Consider the following 19,919-nt stretch of genomic DNA (forward strand, 5'->3'; position numbering starts at 1 on the left):
GAGGATGAACGATCAGGGGGTAGTTCAGTTAGATCTCCAAGGGGTGTCAGGCTGCTGCGGTATAGTAATGCAATCCTAAAATTGGATATTAACTGTGGTGTTTTGGCCCGATGTGGGCCGTGATTGTAGCGTTAAGTGCCGCTTTGGGCGGCAATATTGAATGGCCCCAACACTTACCCAATTTGGTCAGCAGATGTCCCACCTAACGGGGGTGCGGGCAATCATGAAAGATATCATCGAAACTCTACAGTCGGGGCAGTCTGCAGACTTTATTAACTTAAGTGCGGGCAATCCAGTCATTATTCCTGAGGTGGAACAGCTGTGGCGTGACTGTACGGCGGAGCTGTTGGCCAGTGACGACTATGGCGAAGTTGTCTGCCGCTATGGCTCGAGTCGGGGCTATGAACCTCTGATTGAGGCGATCACCGCTGACTTTAATCGGCGCTACGATCTCACCCTTAAGCCCGAGAATATTTTGATTACGCCGGGGAGTCAGTCGCTGTACTTTTTGGCTGCGAATGCCTTTGGGGGATACACCACCGATCAGCGGCTGAAGGAAATTATTTTGCCCCTAAGCCCAGACTATACGGGCTATGGTGGGGTGTCCCTATATCCAGAGGCGGTGCGAGCCTACCGACCCACTTTGGAGGTGGATGAGGCGGCCCACCGGTTTAAGTATCGTCCCGATTTTAGTCAGCTCAAGATTACTGAGCAGACGGGTTTTGTGCTGTTTTCGCGGCCCTGTAACCCTACGGGCAATGTGGTGAGCGATGATGAAGTCCGTCGCATTGCGGAGTTGGCCGATGATGTCCCTGTGTTTATCGACTCGGCCTATGCCCCCCCGTTCCCCGCGCTCAATTTTACGGAGATGACGCCGGTGCTAGCGCCGAATGTGGTGCATGGTATCAGTCTGTCGAAAGCGGGCTTGCCGGGGGAGCGGGTGGGCATTGCCATGGGCGATGCGGCAACGATTCGGGTCCTAGAATCGTTTCAAACCAATTTATGTATCCATTCCTCCCGCTATGGGCAGGCCATTGCGGCTCGTGCGATCGCATCCGGGGCCTTGGCGGAACTGTCGCAAACAGTCATTCGTGCCCACTACCAGGAAAAGTTTGCCGTGATTGAAACCACCCTGGATGCAACCATGCCCGATGTGCCCTGGTATTTGCATCGAGCAGAGGGCTCTATCTTTGCTTGGCTCTGGCTGCAGGATTTGCCCGTAGATGACCAAGTGTTTTACCAAAGCCTCAAGCAGTATGGCGTGATTATTGTGCCAGGTAGTCCGTTTTTCCCTGGTTTGCGGGATGACTGGGACCACAAGCATCAATGCTTTCGCATTAGCCTGACGGATACGGCGGAACGCATTGCGATCGCAATTCGCCGCCTGGCTCAGTTGACTCAGGAAATCTATAGTCGAGGCCCCCAGCCATGACGTCAGCAGACTGGTTGACCATTGGCCGCATTGTCGGTCCCCATGGCCTCAATGGCGAATTGCGCGTCTATCCCGACACCGATTTTCCAGAACGCTTTGAACGCCCCGGCGAACGTTGGTTACTCAAGTCGGGGGCCCCGAGGCCAGAAGCTGTTCGGCTACTCAAAGGACGGTTTCAAACGGGGAAAGGGCTATATGTGGTTAAGCTAGCTGGCGTTAACTCTCGTGGCCAGGCAGAGGCCCTCCGGGATGCCCAGTTGATGGTTGCGGCCGACGATCGCTTGCCCCTTGAGCCTGGAGAATTTCACGTGGGCGACTTGAAGGGGCTTACGGTCATTCTCCAAGAGACCGGCGAACCGGTGGGTACAGTCAACGATATCTACAGGGCAGGCAACGATTTGTTAGAAGTCACCCTCATGGCCACTGGGGAGGGCAGCGCAGATCAGCCGCGTACTGTCTTGATTCCTTTTGTGGAAGCCATTGTGCCCGTCGTGGACATAAAACAAGGACGGGTGGAAATTACTCCACCCGCCGGTTTAATCGATTAATTTTGGGGTATCTGGTTTGAATGCGGCGGTTTGGCCTATCGGGCTTCTTGGATAATGCCCGCTGCTTGAGCTTGCTTGGTCAGTAACTGGCGAATACGGGTCAGGGTTTCACCATCCTCGATCCGCTGTTCTTGATAGCCCCGTTGCCACACTGGGGCTCCAGGTTCTCCCCTCACCAGATTAATGCGCTTTGCAGCAGCCGTTTTAAAGCCTGCCACAAAGGACGATAGCACTCTGGGTTTAACGGGGGTTTGGACTCCATAGTTGGGGGGCAGTGTGCCTTCCCGGTTAGTCACTGCAATGATTGCCCTTAGACCATTGGGTAAAACAGCCCATAGACCTACTCGAATATCATCACGCCGGTGGGCAATTGCGAGCTGCTGCCATTCAGCAACGGCAATTTGCCCAGAAGGATTGAGATGTGTGCATTCACCCGATGTGTCACCAAACAGAAACGCTTCTTGATGGGTTAACAAGTGAATGTGATAAACCGTGGTGCTGGGTTTGGACAGCCCCAACTGGAATGTACTAGCCAACCTTGCCTCAGTGCCTATCTAGGCGTTGCGTGGTCCTCTGTTGGTCTAGGTTGCCCAGATCTGTATTTACATTCTCGGTAGGAGAATACTGAAATTTGCCGTGCATTAAAAACTACAGCGGCAAAAAAGAAATTTACATATAAACAACAATACGAATGCTGTGGTTCTGTTCTAGGACTAATTCCCAGGGCAAAAAGCAACGAAAAGTTGACCTCCTGGCAATGCCCATCTCCAAGGCATCGGCAGGGAAACTCCTATTGTTTAATCAACCCCATAAAATAGCTTTTCGTATGGAACAAAGCTGTACTTAATTAAATTAATGGGCAGAGCGAGACTCGAACTCGCATGACCAAAGGCCGCCACATTTTGAGTGTGGTGCGTCTACCAATTTCGCCATCCGCCCGTTGTCTCACCATTATAGTGGATACTGCGCGTTTGTAATAACTTTTGATAATCTTGGCTGCCATGCCATTGTGTAATTTCTTTGGCCCTTAACACCGGCACGGGATGCGTTAATTCTTGGGTACGCATTTCTTTTAGCAGGGCCCCGAGCTGATCTTGGCTTAAATTTTCGTAGGCATTTGCCTGCTCTAAAAAGGCATCCAGATTGAGCTGAGCTGACAAGTTGGGAGAGCCTCCGGCCAGTTTCATCAATACTGAGGCAACCGTTCGGGAGTTTTGACTAACTAAGAGGGCCGCGCGATCGCAGGTAAATTCAGCACAACGCACCCACTTCAAAATCTGACTTTGCAAATTTTGGGTTACCACCGGCCCCAACGGCAGCTGACTGGCCGCAAGGGCCAGTAAATTAGCCAATGTTAGGTATACACCGTGGTCACACTTTAAGTGGCCCAGTTCATGGCCGATAACGGCCTGTAGCTCCCGATCATTCAGCAGCTCAATCAGGGATGTATGGACCACAATAAACGGCTGTTTGCCACGCATGGCAAAGGTGTAGGCATTGGGAACCGGATTTTGCTTAACGTATAGCTGCGGTTGTTCAATGTCTAGTACCTGACAGGCGTCCACCAATAGTTGGTAAATATGGGGCAGCTGAGCCGGGCCCACCAAGACGCTGGTGGCAATATTTTCTAAATAAAAAAACTGTTCTGCCGTAGGCCTCAGCAGGGTGCGAATTGCTAAATCGAAGCCAGGTAATTGCTTCAGGGATTCAGTCGCCCTCAGGTCTAGGGGATGACGGAAATGATTAGCCCGTAGTCCTGTCAAAATAGACTGTTGTTCCACGGTCCGCCTCCCCAACACTTACATTGCTACTAGTGTAGCGATCTATACGGCGACCGACTGAGGGGACGCTACGTCGGTTGTCGGAGCAGACCCTTCTACCCGGCGCAATTTGGCCCCAATCGCTGATAGTTTAGCCTCGATATTTTCATACCCTCGATCGAGGTGATGCAGGCCATGCAGGGTGGTTTTACCCTCAGCCGCTAACCCCGCCACTAGCAAAGCCGCAGCAGCCCTGAGGTCGGTGCCGGTCACAGGTGCGCCCGATAGCTGGGGTACACCTCGAATAACCGCCATATTGCCATTTAAGCGAATATCAGCACCCATGCGATTAAACTCGGCCACATGCTGTAGTCGGTTTTCGAAAACAGTTTCTGTAATCACACTATTGCCCTCTGCCAGGGTGGTGAGCGCCATGAATTGAGCCTGCATATCCGTTGGAAACCCTGGATGGGGACGGGTCTCAATTTCAATGGGCAAAATTTTCTTGCCAGGCACAATCCGAGCTCGTCTGTGGCCTTCCATTTCAACCGTAGTGCCAGCGGCCGCTAGCTTGGCAATAACCGGCGTTAGATGCTCTGGAATGATCGGCGATAGGCTAATGGGGGATTGAGTAATGGCCCCTGCCAGCATAAAGGTACCGGCCTCGACCCGGTCAGGAATGATGCCGTAGTCGGTAGAGTGCAGACTCGATACTCCGGCAATGGTAATGGTGTTAGTGCCAGCGCCACGAATGCGGGCACCCATGGCTCGACAGAAGTTGGCCAGATCTAAAACTTCAGGTTCTTGGGCTGCATTTTCAATGACGGTTTCACCTTCGGCCAGGGTGGCGGCCATCATTAATGTTTCGGTGGCTCCGACACTGGGATAGTCTAGATAGATTTTGCCACCTTTGAGGCGACCGCGACTGCCGGGGACATAGGCATGGACAATGCCATGGTCCATGTGAACCTGTGCGCCCAGGGCTTGTAATCCTTTGATGTGCAGTGCTACCGGACGGGCCCCAATGGCACAGCCCCCTGGCAGTGGAATCCGGGCAACGCCTAAGCGTGCCAACAGAGGACCAATGACGAAGAAACTAGCCCGCAGCTTGCTGACAATTTCGTAGGGAGCCCGGGAGTGGCTGATGGAACTGGCATCAACGTCGAGGGTATCGCCGCTGTGGGTGACCTTTACCCCCAATGCTGTGAGCACATCTGCCATGCGGCCAATGTCCACAAGGTTAGGAATGTTGCGAATTCGACAATCTTGAGAGCAAAGAATTGTTCCCGCCATCACCACTAAAGCGGAGTTTTTTGCGCCACTAACGGGAATGTGGCCACTTAGGGGTTGCTTCCCCCAAATTTCGATGACCGGTGAAGACTCGCTGGAGGAGCATTTATCAGCCTGAAGTGAGGTGTTGATGATTTTATCCTCCAACTTTTTTTAATAACAAGGTTCAGCCAAACCAGAACACAAAAAAGCCACGTGTGCCTTTTTTGCAAACATTGGTGATGATTCTACCTGAATCTTCTAATTTGTTAAGTCATATTAATACCCTTTTATGGATTGGGACTAACGTTATTTGGCGCAATTTAAAGGTTGGTGCAAAAAAGCGGAGCTGGTTTTCTCAAAATAGGGATTGACTAAAGCTGCTGATTAGAAGACAATTCTGAATCGACAGTCGCACCAGCGACCTTCAGCGGAACTGGCGGAATTGGTAGACGCGCTAGATTCAGGTTCTAGTGTTCGCAAGGACTTCCGGGTTCAAGTCCCGGGTTCCGCATCTTTTAGGCCATGGCCCGACGTCTTAGCTTTTTGTTCGGATGTCTGAAATACGTCGCTATAGAATCGGTTTTGGATGGGTCCCATAGCAAAAACTGTATTCAGTTTTTCTTATCAGTTTTGAGTCTGTCATTAGTGCTTGATGTGGATGGCCTAGGTTGACGGCTAATTGGTTGGTTGGACTCGGTTTAATTCGCCTATGTAGCGGCCCAGCTGTGGGCGTCATCAGCCGTGGGCGGCACCAGCCGTGGGCGGCATCACACGTTAAGGTTTTTCGAGATTTTGGATGTTAGAGCAATCGGTCGTCATTACTAGCACCAAAAACCCTGTCGCTCGACAATTTCGCAAGCTACACCAGGCTAAGGAGCGGCGACGTCAGGCCATGTTCTTGCTTGAGGGCACCCATCTTTTGCAAGAAGCCTGTGCCGTTGGCTATGGGCTTGTGCAGGTGGCTATGACGGAGGCCTGGTGTCTGAACCACGGGGGCTTATTGACGCAATTAGAGCCGCTGGCTGGGGATATTCGGCTGGTGACCCCTGACGTTTTGGATAGTATGTGTACCACCGTTAGTCCGGATGGTGTCGCTGCGATCGCAAAGCGCCGAGATTTCAGTCCTCCCGATCGACCCATTTCCCTAGGGGTGGCCCTAGAACGATTGCAGGACCCTGGCAACTTGGGCACCGTGATTCGAACGGCAGCGGCAGCGGCCTGCGATCGTCTCTGGCTTACGACAGATAGTGTCGATGTGGATCATCCTAAAGTGCTGCGGGCAACGGCGGGACAGTGGTTTCGGTTGCCCACAGAGGCCCTGCCAAGTTTTGAAACCCTGGGCTCATTGGACGTGCAATTGGTGGCAACGACACCTACGGCCTCCCTCGACTATTGGGATTTAGATTTGCGCCCACCCACCATTTTTTTAATGGGTAACGAAGGCGCTGGATTATCGGAGCCGATCATGGACCTCGCCACTCACCGGGTGAAAATATCCCTAGCGGCTGGGGTGGAATCGTTAAATGTGGCGATTTCAACGGCTATTTTGCTGTACGAGGCCCAGCGCCAGCGCCATGGATCCTAAGGCGTCTCAGGTTCCTGTGGCGATTGCGGCTGTTGGGGCTTTGGCTTGATTGCGCCATGGGGGTTCGCCCCACCGAAGGCAGGGGCAGTTGCCTCCTCTTCCAATGCTTCGCTCTCTATGTCATCGCCTAAAAGCTCGTTGAGTTGTTCTAGGGATTGCATAAAATCGGTTACGGCCGATTGTTTTAGCTGACGTTTATCCATACGCTTGCCTGCTAGTCAGCCCCACATGCCCGCCAACGGGTAGGTTAGCAGGGGAGCAGCATGGGGCTTTTTCTATGGGAGTTGTGAATCGAACTCTAGCCAGGATGTTCCAAATTTAGAAAAAACGTAAAAATTACTTTGAGTTTTGCCCAGAGCGTTCCTTGGGGGACCTTGCTCAACAACGAATATATCTATCTACACAGGGGAATCACAGACCCAAAAATTGATATTTGGCTATGAATTGCCAAATATCGAGTTGTCTAATTTCCACAATCTAGTCGAGAATGGATTTTGCCCCTAGTTTACCCACTTCGTTATCTGTTCCAGGCAATCGGTAGGAGAGCAGTGGTCAAGGGCGTCGCTAATGTGCTGAAACAGGAGATTGTTGTGAGTTCATCCTTTGATTACGACCTAATCATTGTGGGTGCCGGTGTCGGTGGACATGGGGCAGCATTACATGCTGTGAAATGTGGCTTAAAAACCGCCATTATTGAAGCGGCTGACATGGGAGGCACCTGTGTCAATCGAGGATGTATTCCATCGAAGGCCTTGCTTGCGGCTTCGGGGCGAGTGCGGGAACTGCGGGATAAGCATCACCTGCAGTCCTTTGGGATTCAGGTGGGAGATGTGCAGTTTGATCGCGCGGCCATTGCCGACCATGCGGGCAACTTGGTGAGTACCCTCAAAGGCAACTTGACCAATAGTCTGACCCGTCTTGGGGTGGACACCATTCGTGGCTGGGGTAAGCTGGCGGGCACCCAAAAGGTGACGGTGACGAATGCCGACGGTGAGAAGACGTACACTGCGAAGGACATTATGTTGTCCCCCGGTTCGGTGCCCTTTGTGCCCCCCGGCATCGAAACCGATGGCAAAACCGTCTTCACCAGTGATGAAGCCATTAAGCTTGATTGGTTGCCCCAATGGGTGGCCATTATCGGGAGTGGCTACATTGGCTTAGAATTTTCTGATGTATACACGGCGTTGGGCTGTGAGGTCAGCATGATTGAGGCATTGCCGAAACTGATGCCCACCTTTGATCCTGACATTGCCAAAATTGCGAAACGTGTCCTCATCGATCCGCGGGATATTGAGACCCATACGGGGGTGATTGCTAAGACGGTAACGCCTGGGTCTCCGGTGACGATTGAGCTTGCGGATCTTAAAACAAAAGAAACCGTAGATGTGCTGGAAGTCGATGCTTGCTTAGTGGCGACTGGCCGGATTCCGGCGACGAAAAATATGGGGCTGGAAAGCTTGGCCATTGAAACTGACCGTCGGGGCTTTATTCCGGTGAATGACCGCATGGAAGTGCTGCGGGATGGTGAGCCCGTGGCTAACCTGTGGGCTATTGGCGATGCCACTGGCAAGATGATGTTGGCCCATGCGGCGTCTGCCCAAGGGGTGGTGGCAGTGGAAAATATTTTGCAGCACGATCGCACTGTGCACTATCGCAGTATTCCTGCGGCCGCATTTACCCACCCTGAGGTGAGCTTTGTGGGGCTGACAGAGCCTGCGGCTAAGGAGCTAGCCGAGGCCGAGGGATTCAAAATTGGCACCGTGCGCAGCTACTTTAAGGCCAACTCTAAAGCGCTGGCAGAAAATGAGTCCGATGGTTTGGCTAAGGTGATTTACCGCAAGGATACGGGGGAAATTTTGGGTACCCACATTATTGGTATCCATGCGGCGGATCTGATTCAGGAAGCGGCGAATGCCATTGCCCAGGGGCAAACCGTTAAGGAGCTGTCCTTTATTGTGCACACGCACCCCACCCTCTCTGAGGTTCTAGATGAAGCCTTTAAGCGTGCTGAGGTGACCGCATGAAAATCAGACGGCGTTCTCCAAATCCGACCGTAGCGGTGGATACCCTGCGCTATCAGGTAAAGGTGCCCGATAGTGAACCCCGCAACATCCTAGAAAAAATTGTTTGGCATAAGGAAGTGGAAATTCAGCGGCTGCGGGAGAGAACTCCCCTGGCTGAGCTACAGCGTCAGGTGTTGACGGCTCCTCCGGCGTTGGATTTTGCCACAGCCTTACGGGATGGTAAAACGTCTCCGGCGGTGATTGCTGAAGTGAAGAAGGCGTCCCCGAGTAAGGGGGTGATTCGAGAGGACTTTGATCCGGTTGCGATCTCAACTTCCTATGAAAACGGTGGCGCCTCCTGTCTCTCTGTGCTCACCGACAAAGAATTCTTTCAAGGCAGCTTGGACTATCTGGCCCAGGTGCGCCAGAGTGTGAAACTGCCGCTTTTATGTAAGGAATTCATCATATATCCCTACCAGATTTATCAAGCTAGAATCCACGGGGCCGATGCCATCCTGCTGATTGCAGCGATTCTATCGGACAAAGATCTGGGATATTTCACTCGAATTGCTAAGGCCTTGGGGATGACTGCCCTGGTGGAAGTTCATACGGCTGAAGAACTAGATCGCGTGCTTAACCTTGAGCAGGTGCAGGTCATTGGTGTGAACAATCGCAACCTGGAAGATTTTTCAGTGAGTTTAGAGACCACACATCAACTTCTAGCGCAGGCATCGAGTCACCCACGGGCAAATGAAATTTTGTTTGTGAGTGAATCTGGTATTCATCAATCGAGTGATGTAGCCTATGTAGCCCAAGCTGGGGCTAAGGCTATTTTGGTCGGCGAGTCCCTTATGCGTCAGCCTGATCCCGGTAATGCTATTGGTCAACTCATGGCCTAGATGTTTTAGCGTAGCTATTGGCCATTAGTTTCTGGTTTACCAATCGATCTATTGATTATGAATCGTCCGATCCCTCTGCCCTCTCATATTCATTACGAGTTACTGCTACGGCTTTTAGAACGTGAGACCGCAGCTGCTGTCTATACTCACTCACCGCAAAAAGAGAAACTACAAGAGCTGATTATTACGTTGCGCAAGGCAATGTCTCAGCAGAAGCAGCTAGAGGAAAGCTGTAGAGTTGCAGATCTTGCGGTGGAGTATCACTGGTCATTAAACGAAAAACCGGGTGCCTAGCTATTTTTATCGTTAGATTTAGCGGTTAGGCATAGGTAGCAAAAAAGGAAATGGCTCACTTGATTCGAATCAAGTGAGCCATTTCCTTTTTTATTGTGCAAGATGAGCGGCTTGCCAAACTTAATAGGTTTCAACTACTAAGGATGTAGCAGCAGATCGGGGAAAAACCGGTTGAACTCAATCAAGATGCCAGCAGTGATAGTCATCCAGATTGCAGCTACAACAGGCGCTGTCGACAGATATTTCATCATGATAATTTCGTCCTGAATAAGAGCGTCAAAAAAAGCTTGAATACTGAATGTGAGCTAATGTTCTCGGGAAAGAGACTGTTAAAACACATTCAGTACCATGACTTTAGCGAGGCGAAACAGTAATCTCATCGTCCTTAGCAAACATTGCACCGGATGCCATGTCTTTGAAGGCAGCCAAAGGCCAAGCTGCACCAGCCAAGGAAGACTTGATAGCCAAGCCAGTATCAATGATGATTTCCATTTCCTCAGGCTTCTTAGCAGAGCGAGATTCAATCAGGTAAGAACGGCCAGCCCAACCAATCCAACCAGCAATGTAGAGGAATAGAATGCCAGGAATCACAAACTCACCCAAGTGAGCAAGATCGCCATCTACCACGATGTGGGGTAGGCCATCTTCACCACAGAGGAGGGTGGAATTTGCATAAAAATCGAAACGTGCCTTAGCTGCATCTGTGGTGGCTGCAGACGCACGCTGTTGGAACGCGGCAGATTCGCCACAGGGGGTCAGACCAGCTACGTTATCTCCAGCAAGACTGGCGGAAGCGGGTGCTGTGAAGCCACACCAAAGGCAAATAACTAGAGCCAGAGCAAACAACCGTCGCATAGAGTGTTTCCTTTGTATTTTACAAAAGACAAAAATAAAATCAGACAATCTCTTAACTTAGATGACCAACTGTAAAGCTGATTTAATCATGGAGACAATCATGATACGTGCCCAAGCAGTGGCCTGATGTAACTATTGCAATAGTTTCAAAGGAATTCCTAAAAACTAAGCCAACAGTGAACTAAATTAAGGATCTATTTAACTCTCAGGGATCATACCCTTCCGCCAAACCCTGTCAGGGGAATTGCTCACAAGACTTTACATGCTGACACAATTGACGAATGGCGACAATTTTAGCGATTGAAACTAGCTGCGATGAAACTGCTGCTGCCGTGGTGCACCAGCGCCAGGTCCTCAGTAGTGTGGTTGCGTCTCAAATCGAGCTGCATCGTCGCTACGGTGGCGTTGTGCCGGAGTTGGCTTCCCGTGAACATTTGTTGACGGTGGGGGATACGGTGGGGGCTGCGTTGGCACAAGCTCAGCGGTCCTGGGAAGAAATTGATGCGATCGCAACCACCTGTGCGCCAGGTTTGGTGGGTGCCCTATTGGTCGGCATGAGCGTTGGTAAAACGCTGTCGATGGTGCATCAAAAACCGTTTTTAGGTGTGCACCACCTAGAGGGCCATATCTACGCATCCTATCTCGACCAGCCTGGGTTAACGCCGCCGTTCCTTTGCCTGCTCGTGTCTGGGGGGCACACCAGCTTAATTCGGGTCGATAGCTGTGGCCAGTATCAGTTGCTGGGCAAGACGCGGGATGACGCAGCGGGCGAGGCCTTTGATAAGGTCGCTCGGTTACTAAATTTAGGCTATCCAGGTGGCCCCGTGATCGATCGCCTGGCCCAACAAGGCAATCCCAACGCCTTTAGGTTGCCAGAAGGAAATATTTCCTTGCCAGAAGGAGGGTTTCATCCCTACGATGCCAGCTTTAGTGGTTTGAAAACAGCGGTTCTAAGGTTGATAGAGCGGTTGCAGGCCACAGGCGATCCATTGCCTGTGGCCGATATCGCCGCCAGCTTTCAGCACGCTGTTGTGCGGGCACTGACAAAGCGAGCCCTGCGCTGTGCCCAAGATCAGCAGCTATCAACAATCGTTTTGGGCGGTGGCGTGGCGGCCAATAGTCACCTACGTCAATCATTAACATCCCTGGCTGCTGAGCAGGGCATTACCGTCCATGTGCCAGCCCTAAAATTCTGCACTGACAATGCAGCTATGATTGCTTGCGCGGCCGAAGCCCATTTTGACCAGGGCCACCGCTCCAAGTTAGACCTGGGTGTTTTTTCACGCCTGCCCCTAGGGTCCATCTCGCAACTGTATCAATCGTCCAACAGCCAATGACGTATTTGGTTTTCCAACGCTTGTGGTTGCTCGAGCATGGCAAAGTGTCCACAGCTTTCCAAGGCAACTACCGCCTGTTTTCCCTGTTGGAAAAAACGATGGAAACTTGCTAAGTGCCTGACATAGCGAGGCTCCATAACCATATCCTGTTCCCCAGTGACAAAATATACGGGCTGGGGCAGCTGGGCCACAATCTTTGGCAGTTGATGAACTTCGTGTTCGGTGGTCGATTCTAGGAGCGATTGGGCCGCTGCTTCTGGGTCAGCCCGTAAAAAATCTATCAGGCGCTGACGGCCCCAGCTATAGCTCAACCGTTGGCGCACCATGATATTGGCAAATACCCACGGTAGTAGTGGAAGATTTTGGAGCCACAGGGGTCGCCAGCCCAACATTTGTTGACCAGCGGTTCGAAACTTTTCAAAAGCGTTACGGATGTAAATGCCACCCCCGGCGTTAACGCAGATCACGCCTTTTATGCGCTCTGGAAATAAGTGGGCGGCCCACAGGGCAATGCTGCCCCCTAGGGAGTGTCCCATCAGCCATACGTTATCCAGCTCTAAGCTTTCGAGTAGCGCATTCAGGTCCTGGGCATAGGCCATTAATCCATAGGTGGCGTCGTAATGGCCATCGGTGCGTGCCGATAGACCTTGGGTCGAATCTCCGAAGCCGCGCAAATCGTAAGCTAAGCAGCCAATGTCTGGCGGTAGGCGCTCCATTAGAGGGTGCCAGTAGGTACGGCTCAGTAGCCATCCATGGATGCAGACTAAGACCGAACGATGTTTGGATCTGTTGGAAAATAGGTCGGGAGTGAAATCATAAGCATGGGGCACTCCGAAGATAGGTGTCACCACCATGGTGTCAATACGCGTGCAACGACATCGAAACGTGAATCAGTCCCACCGAACTTATGTGTTGCCCAATATGGCAAAACAGCAAAACCCACAGGGAAATAAGGAATCAGTAAAGCCCACCCAACAAACGCTCTCGCATGCCATCTGCAATTTTGTGACCCAAATATTCTGGAATCAAACTTTCATTGGGACCTAGCAGATACAAGATTAATCGGGTGCGCCCTCGCCATACCAATAGGTTAGCATTCACCACGAGTAAATCTTCTTGCCAAATGGCGTACATGACTTTGTAAAACAGGCCGGGTTGGTTGTCGGCTTCGATCAACAAGGCGGGCAGGTGGAAAACAGGATCGACATAAAATTCGGTTTCCACCTTTTCTAGGCCAGCGTTGAGATTAAATTCAACGCTGAGCATTTCTTCTACTTCGTAGCGTCCGGCTAAGGCTTCACGAATGGCCCTGCAAGTATTGTCTGCGGTTTTTTCGCTGAGGGCTTTGCCCCCACGGGAAACAACTAGTTTGACAAACACCAACATGGGGGGATTGATTTGCCCGTAGAGACTAAGGCTATGAATCGTTAGGCCATAGGCTGCCAAAACACCAAAAATATCGCTGAGCAAAAAAGACTGATTGCGGTATGCAAAATGGAGGGCGCTGCGATTGCCCTCCGGTTTGATTTCAATGACAGCCTTTTTGGTCTTGTAAAGCTGATAGGCAAGCCGTAAGTTTTGTAACTGGATTTCACTGCTAACAAATTGCTCATAAAACTGGGGGAACGCTCGATTGAAGCGTTTAAGCAATTCCACTGTTGCTGTCTTTAATCCGGCTGCCATAGATGTTCAGAAACTGTACATGTTGTACGTGGGAGCTAGCTTGGTGATGGGCATGGTTCAGCCTAAATACATGCATTATCCATCTGAGCACTGATACATATGCTCCCAATATCTGGCATTAATATGCCCTGAAATGGCCTGTCATGTTTGCTAAGGAACATCATGCCCAGTCGTTTGCCGAAAACATACGCCGTTGCTTATTTAGGGGCTGTCGCAATCGTTAGGCCTGACGCACACTTGAACAGATCAGGCATAAAGCTACGGTAAAAACCGGCGACCCCAATCTTATTGACGCTTACAGTGGCCTGCAAGTTGTACTTATTTGGCTGCAAGTTTATCGATTTGTCATCTAATGTTGATTGATTCTAAATCAATGTTTTTACCATCCTAGGAAAGGATAGACCTATACTGCTAAAGTTAGGACAGAGTTTATACTTCCAACTGTTTTGTATGCATGGGTTTCTGGAAAAGCTTATTTAGTCCCACCGAGGCTTCATCAGTGCCCACGCAAGCTGTTTCTGATGATTATGCAATAAACACTGCGGCAGCTGATCAGTCGGCTCGTATTGTGTTTAGTACGGATCGTAATATCGATTTGTATGAGCTTGAAGAACTTTGTGATGCTGTTGGCTGGTCGCGACGTCCCCTACGTAAGGTCAAGAAAGCGATTCAGCATAGCTTTTTGGTAGTCACCATGTGGGAAGAGCAGGGGGCTCGTAAACGTCTGATTGGTTTTTCTCGGGCCACCTCTGATCACGCTTTCAATGCCACCATTTGGGATGTTGTTGTGCATCCCAGTTTTCAGGGCAGGGGGTTGGGCAAAGCTTTGATGCAGCAGCTGATTAAAAAGCTCCGGAGTGAAGATATCAGCAACGTCACCTTGTTTGCTGATCCCCACGTGGTGAATTTTTATAAAAACCTTGGTTTTATGCCAGATCCCGAAGGTATCAAGGGCATGTTTTGGTATCCAGATTAGGGGTTGGTGTGCGTTAACTGCACAGCTGCTTAGCTTCAATAATCCATTGGGAAACTTGAGTCGTATCTGGGCTTAGGTCGGCTCTTTGCATCAGTTTAATTTGTAGCCGCTTTAATTGGCCATGGAGCTGAGCCACGGTTGCGATCGCAAGTTGCTGAGGTGAGCTAATGCCGGCATGCAGCAGCAGGCCACAGTATTGGCAGCCGACGCTGGGAATAGACGCGAGTTTAGCCAGAGCCGTCCATTTGTTGATGTATTGAATGTGGGAATTTAGCTGCTGAGCCAGGTGCAAACGTTCCGCTGGATTGCGGGTGGCTTTGAGTAAGTCGAGGGTGGTGGAGATGTTAAGCGTTTTGAGCTGGTGCTGATATTCGTTAGAAATACCAGGCAATTGCTCAATCGCCCAGTTTTGTAATCGGACAGATGATTTTGGCATGAATGGTTAAAAACCCATGGGGCAAAGGGAGGTATAGTGAATTTATGTCATTAACCTGTTAGACTAGAGCTCCTGGAAAGCAGTCTAGTCTGCTTTGACTACGGGATGTAGCGCAGCTTGGTAGCGCGCCTGCTTTGGGAGCAGGATGTCGCAGGTTCGAATCCTGTCATCCCGATTCTACAGATACGACGTTAGTTTAGGGGATGCGCCAAAGTTTGGTGTATTGCTTTAGTATCTGCTCTTTGGAGTGGCTTCATTGGCATCATGCTGATGGAGCTAGATGCTAGCTATCGATTAGGTTTCAGCAACGGCACTTGCTGAAACCTAATGCTATGCACGCTCATATTTTTGAGCCTGAGTGGATAACTTTTTGATTGGTTAATAAAGTGGTCAATTTTGTAAATGGCTCTATTGATTTTCAGTCAAATGGAGCTGTGTTAGATGATAATTGTGGGTATTTTAAAATTTGACCCCGTCAGGAGGTAGATATGAAATCAATGTTAAATCGACTACTCTGCGGTCTATTAGGTGGCGGGTTATTGTCTGTGGCAGTGGCTACCCCCCAAGCCGTTGCACTGTCGGAAAATGAATTATTGGAAAAATTTTCAGCCGTTCCCGTTTTTGTGGTTGCTGATGCCTCGGGTGATTATGTGACTTCAGTGGTCGATTTGCCTAACGATGGTGAGGGCAATGTTTCGTTGCTGAGGGTTTTCTTTAATGAAGCTGATGTTTTGACCTTTGTTGACCAAGTGCGTCAAGAGGAACCTCAATTTAATCAAGGGGGTGCCGTGGGTGTGATCGATTTGGCCACGGTGCATCGTTTGGCCCAGGAAGAGCGGGACGTGCCTCTCAAGCTTATTTTTATTCCTCAAGAAGATGATCTAGCGGCGGCCCGTGCCCTAGATAGTAATTTTGGTGGTAATACCGCATCATCATTAGTGCCGTTATTTGCATTGCAGGATGGCTCTGGTAATTATTTGCCATTGTCCTTGGGGGGCGACAATGGTGAGTCCATGTTTTCTATGTTTTTCTCCAAGCAGGATGCAGATAGCGTTTTGAATTCAGTGCAACAGTCTAATCCTGATTTGACGCAGGTGACGGTTGGCGTTGTTTCCTTGGCCGCGCTCTCGGGGAATGTGTTGAGTAGCGATGATGAAGCGTTTGAGCGCATTCGCTTTTTGCCAGATTCAGAGGTGATTAATCATATTCAAGGCTTGAATCTGGAATAGTTAGACCCCAGCTCCAATGTATGGATGAATGATGCATTCTGAGCCCATGGAGGTGGGTTTGGGATGCATGGCTATAGCTGGCGTAGTAAGTCGTAAATTTTATGGGCCATCAATAGTTTTGAGCTAGCCGCTAGTTCCACATGGGTGCCTTGTTTGTTGAGAAAGATGCCGTGGTTTTTGTCACTGCCAAAACCACTTTCTGGCTGGTCTACTGGATTAGCCACAATGGCATCTAGGCATTTGCGTTGGAGTTTGTCTAGGGCGGGTTCGAGAATATTGCCGGTTTGAGCCGCGAACCCAACTAGGGTTTGGTCGGCTCTTTTGTTAGCGGATAGTTTCGCTGCAATATCGGTAACGGGTTCTAGGGGAAGGGGATTGGGTAGATCGGCTTTGGGTAATTTGCCGGTGACCTGTTGTTGTGGCCGCATGTCGGCAACGGCGGCGGCCATAATAATCCAGTCGGCACCATGCATCTGGGCCATGAGGGCCGCTTCCATGTCGGCGGCACTGACCACCTCGGTGGCGTGGACTGCATCGGGAATGGTTTGTTTGAGGTTGGGTTCCATGGGGCCATGGACTAATGCAACTTTTGCGCCCCGGTGAATAGCGGCGGTGGCTAGGCCGATACCCATGCGGCCAGTGGATGGATTGCCGATGTAGCGCACACTGTCCATGTATTCTTGGGTGCTGCCGGTGCTGATTAGGATTTGTTTGCCTTGGAGATCCCTTTGGTGGGTATGTCGTAGGGATTCCAGGGCCGCCAGGAGGGTGTGGGGTTCTGCCATGCGTCCGGTGCCGATGCGATCGCAGGCTAAGCGCCCTGCCCCTGGACCTACCCCGTGGTATCGTTCGTCGGTTAACACCTGGGCCCAGTTTCTCTGCACAGATTGCTGTAGCCACATGTCCGTATTCATGGCCGGGGCTAACAACACTGGGCATGTGGATGCCAGGACCGTATTGGTCAGCAAATTATCGGCCATGCCATGGGTAAGCTTGGCCAATGTATTTGCTGTTAGGGGGGCAATTAAAAAAATATCTGCCCATTCAGCCAGCTCAATGTGGAGCGGCCTCGGCTGGTGGGCAGACCAAAACTGCTCATCTGTATGGGCTGTATGGCGTGAAAGGGTGGCAAAGGTCAACGCCGACACAAACTCAGTTGCCGAGGACGTCAAAATGACACGCACCGCTGTCCCTGCTTTCGCCAGGGTAGATACGACTTCGCAAACTTTATAGGACGCTATGCCACCGCTAACACCGACCAGAACGTTGGCCCTGGGCGATGATGGCTTCATTAAGCTTCGTCGTATGTTTCTACGTCCAGCAAGTGTAGATATTTACCGACAAGCTCTGGACGCTGAAACGCCACCGACCGCAGCCGATGCCAGTCCTGTAAGCCGGCGAAGGCATTGGCGTATTCGTCCTGTTCTAGACGTTGAGCTAGCTGGTCTACATCTTCTTGGGTGATGTCAGAAATTGGCTTATCAGAAACGTTGCTTGTACTTGAAACCATGATGCTGGCTCCTTGGGCTGGGCGATGCTTCCAGTGTAGGTGGTGTCGTTGGCAGTGTCCCCATGTTCGTCTGAAATGTTCACCTAGTTTGTATAAACGTGCGCGCAGAAATGTTGGGCTGCTTCTAGTACCTGCAGGCTGATTTCATGGCCCATCATGAATTCGTGATAGTCAACATCTAGTGACAACTCCCCTAGGGCGGATTTATTTTTGTGGGCTTGATTAATGGGGACAACGGGGTCTTGACGACCATGGACCAATAGAACGGGCCGGGGGGTGATCGGTGTGGCGATCGGTCCGTGACTATAGCCGCTGAGAATCAGCATGCCGGCTAGGGGCAGTTCCATGCCGACGTCTAAGGCCATGGCGCCACCTTGGGAAAACCCGCCGAGAATGGTTTTTTCTAAGGGAATGCCGGTGGTGTTGGGTAAATCCTTAAGCCAGTCCAGCAATAGCTGACGGCTCTCTTGTAGATCTGCTTGGTGGTTGAAGGGTTGATCAAAGTCAAAAATTGCAGGTAGCGCGTACCACATTTTGCCCCCTGGCGCGGCCATGCCCCCGGCGACTTGGTGGGGGTGGGGCGCATCGGGAAAGAGCAGCTGGTAATTGTCTAGCTGCATGTAGGGGGCGATGCCAGCTACATCCTGGGCATTTGCACCCCAGCCATGGAGCAAAACTAGCAAATGTTTTCCGGTGGGGTCACCGGCAGACAGGACATGAAGTGGCATGGTTGGCAAAAATTAAGTGGGTGCGATCGCTACGGATTTTACCGTAGTCTTAGCCCGTTCACGGTTGCCTACAAAATAGCGAGTCCATGACACGCATCAACAAAAAAAGAGTTTGCCAATGTGAATTAGCAAACTCCGTGAAACTCAGATGAACATGAAAATTTGAGTGAAATCTCGCACCTCAGGCTTGAGCCCGTATTTAACCGGCAGAATGCATGGCGATGACAGCCTTGGGCATGGGCTGAAACTTTCGTTTACCTAGCAACAGCAGCCCTGTCGTCATTAATCCTAATCCCAATAAATTATGGGGTTCGGGGACTTCTTGGACTTCAACTTCACCGCCTAACAACTTATCACTCGCATTTTCATCCACCTGCTGGAAACGAGCTGCGATCTTTAACTCTTCAGAGTCAAAGGCTGTTTCAAATCGGTTTCTAAAGGCATCGATCGATTCACCATTGAGGCCGGAATAAACCAAAGAAATACTATCCGTAAGACCTTCAGCTAAGGCCTCATTCGCATTACCCCCTTCGAAATTTTTATTGTCAGCTAGGGCAAAATCAAAATCACCAAGACTGTTACTGAAAGGCTTAAACGCGACTTCTGTCAGCAGAGTATCAAGCTGATTGCCAAGACTGTGGGATACCAAATCGAAGCCCTCAAACATGTCGAAGGCAACGCCCGTCAACTTAGAGGTAGTTGCACCATCGCCAAAGATGTCCTCACCAGTTGTATTTTTGATTTGTAAATCAATTTGGATTTGATTATTGCCAACATCTTCGAAATCAAACTCAATTTTAGCTGCGGCACCTGTAGCTGTTGCGTTTGAAGATGTACTTGCGGCACCAAACCTATAGGTAAATGCTTGGGCTGGCAAGATATTGATTAAACCCGCACTAAGCCCTATGCCAAAGGCTATGGATGCTCTTGATATTAGAGACTGTCTGGACATATTTGCTATTTCCTAGACGCTTGTTCAGGTGGGAAACACCACATCACCTAATGCGATGTTTCTCCATCTGACTCAAGGTATCTATTGATACATGCATCGGTCATCCCAAAAAATCAGGATCATGGCCGATGTAATGTACTTGAAATAAGTCTTTTGGTGACCCTAAGAGTGGCTAAAAGTGCGTTTAATTACGGAGCTAAACCTTGTAAAGATGCTCTCTTTATACTGACAGCTAAGTAGTTGAATGTGGTGTCTACGTCTATATGCCGAAATCATGCGTTCAGGTGCTAGGTGACGCCCATGGAATTTTGCTAATAACCTTGACCTCAGATTATTAGCAAAATTTGAAAGCAATAAAACTGGACACCATACCCCACATCACCATAGAGGTTGGTCAGTTACTCACTTCAGTAGCCACAT

General features: G+C 50.4%; 22 protein-coding genes and 3 tRNA genes. 11 read left to right on the top strand and 14 right to left on the bottom strand.

Features of this window, described 5'->3' with window-relative positions; all coding sequences use genetic code 11:
• Positions 1-160: 160 nt before the first annotated feature.
• The gene (locus IXB28_RS03180; RefSeq protein WP_215617099.1) at positions 161-1,432 is read left to right on the top strand and encodes a valine--pyruvate transaminase; all 1,272 of its coding nucleotides are present in this window, start codon (positions 161-163) and stop codon (positions 1,430-1,432) included.
• Positions 1,429-1,980, top strand: a complete 552-nt coding sequence (gene rimM / locus IXB28_RS03185) for a ribosome maturation factor RimM (RefSeq protein ID WP_215617100.1) — start codon at positions 1,429-1,431, stop codon at positions 1,978-1,980. The genes IXB28_RS03180 and rimM overlap by 4 nt, the downstream gene beginning before the upstream one ends.
• 35 nt (positions 1,981-2,015) lie before the next feature.
• Here rimM and IXB28_RS03190 read toward each other — a convergent pair whose 3' ends face one another.
• From IXB28_RS03190 to murA, 4 genes are all read right to left on the bottom strand, one after another.
• Positions 2,016-2,516 (bottom strand): hypothetical protein, encoded by a 501-nt coding sequence (locus IXB28_RS03190; protein WP_215617101.1) that lies wholly within the window; start codon positions 2,514-2,516, stop codon positions 2,016-2,018.
• A 320-nt stretch (positions 2,517-2,836) separates the two neighbouring features.
• Positions 2,837-2,919: transfer RNA gene (locus IXB28_RS03195), tRNA-Leu, on the bottom strand.
• Complete coding sequence (locus IXB28_RS03200; RefSeq protein WP_215617102.1) at positions 2,898-3,761, bottom strand: M48 family metallopeptidase; 864 nt, start codon at positions 3,759-3,761, stop codon at positions 2,898-2,900. Before IXB28_RS03200 ends, IXB28_RS03195 begins: the two co-directional genes overlap by 22 nt.
• 42 nt (positions 3,762-3,803) lie before the next feature.
• Positions 3,804-5,177, bottom strand: coding sequence for a UDP-N-acetylglucosamine 1-carboxyvinyltransferase (gene murA, locus IXB28_RS03205; protein WP_215617103.1), 1,374 nt, complete (start codon positions 5,175-5,177; stop codon positions 3,804-3,806).
• Positions 5,178-5,439: 262 nt separating this feature from the next.
• Between murA and IXB28_RS03210 the strand changes: the two genes are divergently transcribed.
• A tRNA-Leu gene (locus IXB28_RS03210) sits at positions 5,440-5,523 on the top strand.
• 285 nt (positions 5,524-5,808) lie between these two features.
• Complete coding sequence (locus tag IXB28_RS03215; protein WP_215617104.1) at positions 5,809-6,597, top strand: TrmH family RNA methyltransferase; 789 nt, start codon at positions 5,809-5,811, stop codon at positions 6,595-6,597.
• Here IXB28_RS03215 and IXB28_RS03220 read toward each other — a convergent pair.
• Positions 6,594-6,800, bottom strand: a complete 207-nt coding sequence (locus IXB28_RS03220) for a hypothetical protein (protein WP_215617105.1) — start codon at positions 6,798-6,800, stop codon at positions 6,594-6,596. The two genes, IXB28_RS03215 and IXB28_RS03220, sit on opposite strands and share 4 nt — an antisense overlap.
• A gap of 387 nt (positions 6,801-7,187) precedes the next feature.
• On the opposite strand from IXB28_RS03220, the gene lpdA reads away from it, so the two are divergent.
• Genes lpdA through IXB28_RS03235 form a run of 3 tightly spaced genes read left to right on the top strand, consistent with a single transcriptional unit; the run spans position 7,188 to position 9,793 of the window.
• The gene (gene lpdA / locus IXB28_RS03225) at positions 7,188-8,621 is read left to right on the top strand and encodes a dihydrolipoyl dehydrogenase (protein WP_215617902.1); all 1,434 of its coding nucleotides are present in this window, start codon (positions 7,188-7,190) and stop codon (positions 8,619-8,621) included.
• Positions 8,618-9,499, top strand: coding sequence for an indole-3-glycerol phosphate synthase TrpC (gene trpC / locus IXB28_RS03230; protein WP_215617106.1), 882 nt, complete (start codon positions 8,618-8,620; stop codon positions 9,497-9,499). The genes lpdA and trpC overlap by 4 nt, the downstream gene beginning before the upstream one ends.
• 57 nt (positions 9,500-9,556) lie before the next feature.
• Entirely contained in the window at positions 9,557-9,793 is a 237-nt protein-coding gene (locus tag IXB28_RS03235; RefSeq protein ID WP_215617107.1) for a DUF5340 domain-containing protein, read from the top strand.
• 137 nt (positions 9,794-9,930) lie between these two features.
• On the opposite strand, the gene psaJ is transcribed toward IXB28_RS03235, so the two are convergent.
• Entirely contained in the window at positions 9,931-10,044 is a 114-nt protein-coding gene (psaJ, locus tag IXB28_RS03240) for a photosystem I reaction center subunit IX (protein WP_215606971.1), read from the bottom strand.
• Between the two features lie 103 nt (positions 10,045-10,147).
• A complete protein-coding gene (locus IXB28_RS03245) occupies positions 10,148-10,648 on the bottom strand; it encodes a Photosystem I reaction center subunit III (protein ID WP_215617108.1) in 501 nt (166 codons plus the stop codon).
• A gap of 281 nt (positions 10,649-10,929) precedes the next feature.
• On the opposite strand from IXB28_RS03245, the gene tsaD reads away from it, so the two are divergent.
• Complete coding sequence (gene tsaD / locus IXB28_RS03250) at positions 10,930-11,985, top strand: tRNA (adenosine(37)-N6)-threonylcarbamoyltransferase complex transferase subunit TsaD (protein ID WP_215617109.1); 1,056 nt, start codon at positions 10,930-10,932, stop codon at positions 11,983-11,985.
• On the opposite strand, the gene IXB28_RS03255 is transcribed toward tsaD, so the two are convergent.
• Complete coding sequence (locus tag IXB28_RS03255; RefSeq protein WP_215617110.1) at positions 11,964-12,839, bottom strand: alpha/beta fold hydrolase; 876 nt, start codon at positions 12,837-12,839, stop codon at positions 11,964-11,966. The genes tsaD and IXB28_RS03255 overlap by 22 nt on opposite strands.
• Before the next feature lie 103 nt (positions 12,840-12,942).
• Positions 12,943-13,668: a hypothetical protein gene (locus IXB28_RS03260; protein WP_215617111.1), complete on the bottom strand. Its 726-nt coding sequence runs from the start codon at positions 13,666-13,668 to the stop codon at positions 12,943-12,945.
• A gap of 454 nt (positions 13,669-14,122) precedes the next feature.
• Here IXB28_RS03260 and IXB28_RS03265 point away from each other — a divergent pair, with 454 nt between their 5' ends.
• Entirely contained in the window at positions 14,123-14,644 is a 522-nt protein-coding gene (locus tag IXB28_RS03265) for a GNAT family N-acetyltransferase (RefSeq protein WP_215617112.1), read from the top strand.
• Positions 14,645-14,657: 13 nt separating this feature from the next.
• On the opposite strand, the gene IXB28_RS03270 is transcribed toward IXB28_RS03265, so the two are convergent.
• Positions 14,658-15,080, bottom strand: coding sequence for a DUF4332 domain-containing protein (locus tag IXB28_RS03270; protein ID WP_215617113.1), 423 nt, complete (start codon positions 15,078-15,080; stop codon positions 14,658-14,660).
• Between the two features lie 101 nt (positions 15,081-15,181).
• Between IXB28_RS03270 and IXB28_RS03275 the strand changes: the two genes are divergently transcribed.
• Positions 15,182-15,255: transfer RNA gene (locus tag IXB28_RS03275), tRNA-Pro, on the top strand.
• Between the two features lie 313 nt (positions 15,256-15,568).
• Positions 15,569-16,309: a Tic22 family protein gene (locus IXB28_RS03280; RefSeq protein WP_215617114.1), complete on the top strand. Its 741-nt coding sequence runs from the start codon at positions 15,569-15,571 to the stop codon at positions 16,307-16,309.
• A 71-nt stretch (positions 16,310-16,380) separates the two neighbouring features.
• Here IXB28_RS03280 and coaBC read toward each other — a convergent pair whose 3' ends face one another.
• From coaBC to IXB28_RS03300, 4 genes are all read right to left on the bottom strand, one after another.
• Positions 16,381-17,601 (bottom strand): bifunctional phosphopantothenoylcysteine decarboxylase/phosphopantothenate--cysteine ligase CoaBC, encoded by a 1,221-nt coding sequence (gene coaBC / locus IXB28_RS03285; protein WP_215617115.1) that lies wholly within the window; start codon positions 17,599-17,601, stop codon positions 16,381-16,383.
• On the bottom strand, positions 17,601-17,819 hold the full coding sequence (gene isiD, locus IXB28_RS03290; protein WP_215617116.1) for a protein IsiD: 219 nt from the start codon (positions 17,817-17,819) through the stop codon (positions 17,601-17,603). Before isiD ends, coaBC begins: the two co-directional genes overlap by 1 nt.
• An 83-nt stretch (positions 17,820-17,902) precedes the next feature.
• Positions 17,903-18,547 carry an alpha/beta hydrolase gene (locus IXB28_RS03295; protein ID WP_215617117.1) on the bottom strand — a complete coding sequence of 215 codons (645 nt, stop codon included), beginning with the start codon at positions 18,545-18,547 and terminating at the stop codon, positions 17,903-17,905.
• A gap of 199 nt (positions 18,548-18,746) precedes the next feature.
• Positions 18,747-19,499, bottom strand: a complete 753-nt coding sequence (locus IXB28_RS03300) for a PEP-CTERM sorting domain-containing protein (protein WP_215617118.1) — start codon at positions 19,497-19,499, stop codon at positions 18,747-18,749.
• Positions 19,500-19,919: the final 420 nt, after the last annotated feature.

Source organism: Leptothoe kymatousa TAU-MAC 1615 (assembly GCF_018739865.1).
Lineage (GTDB): Bacteria > Cyanobacteriota > Cyanobacteriia > Phormidesmidales > Phormidesmidaceae > Leptothoe > Leptothoe kymatousa.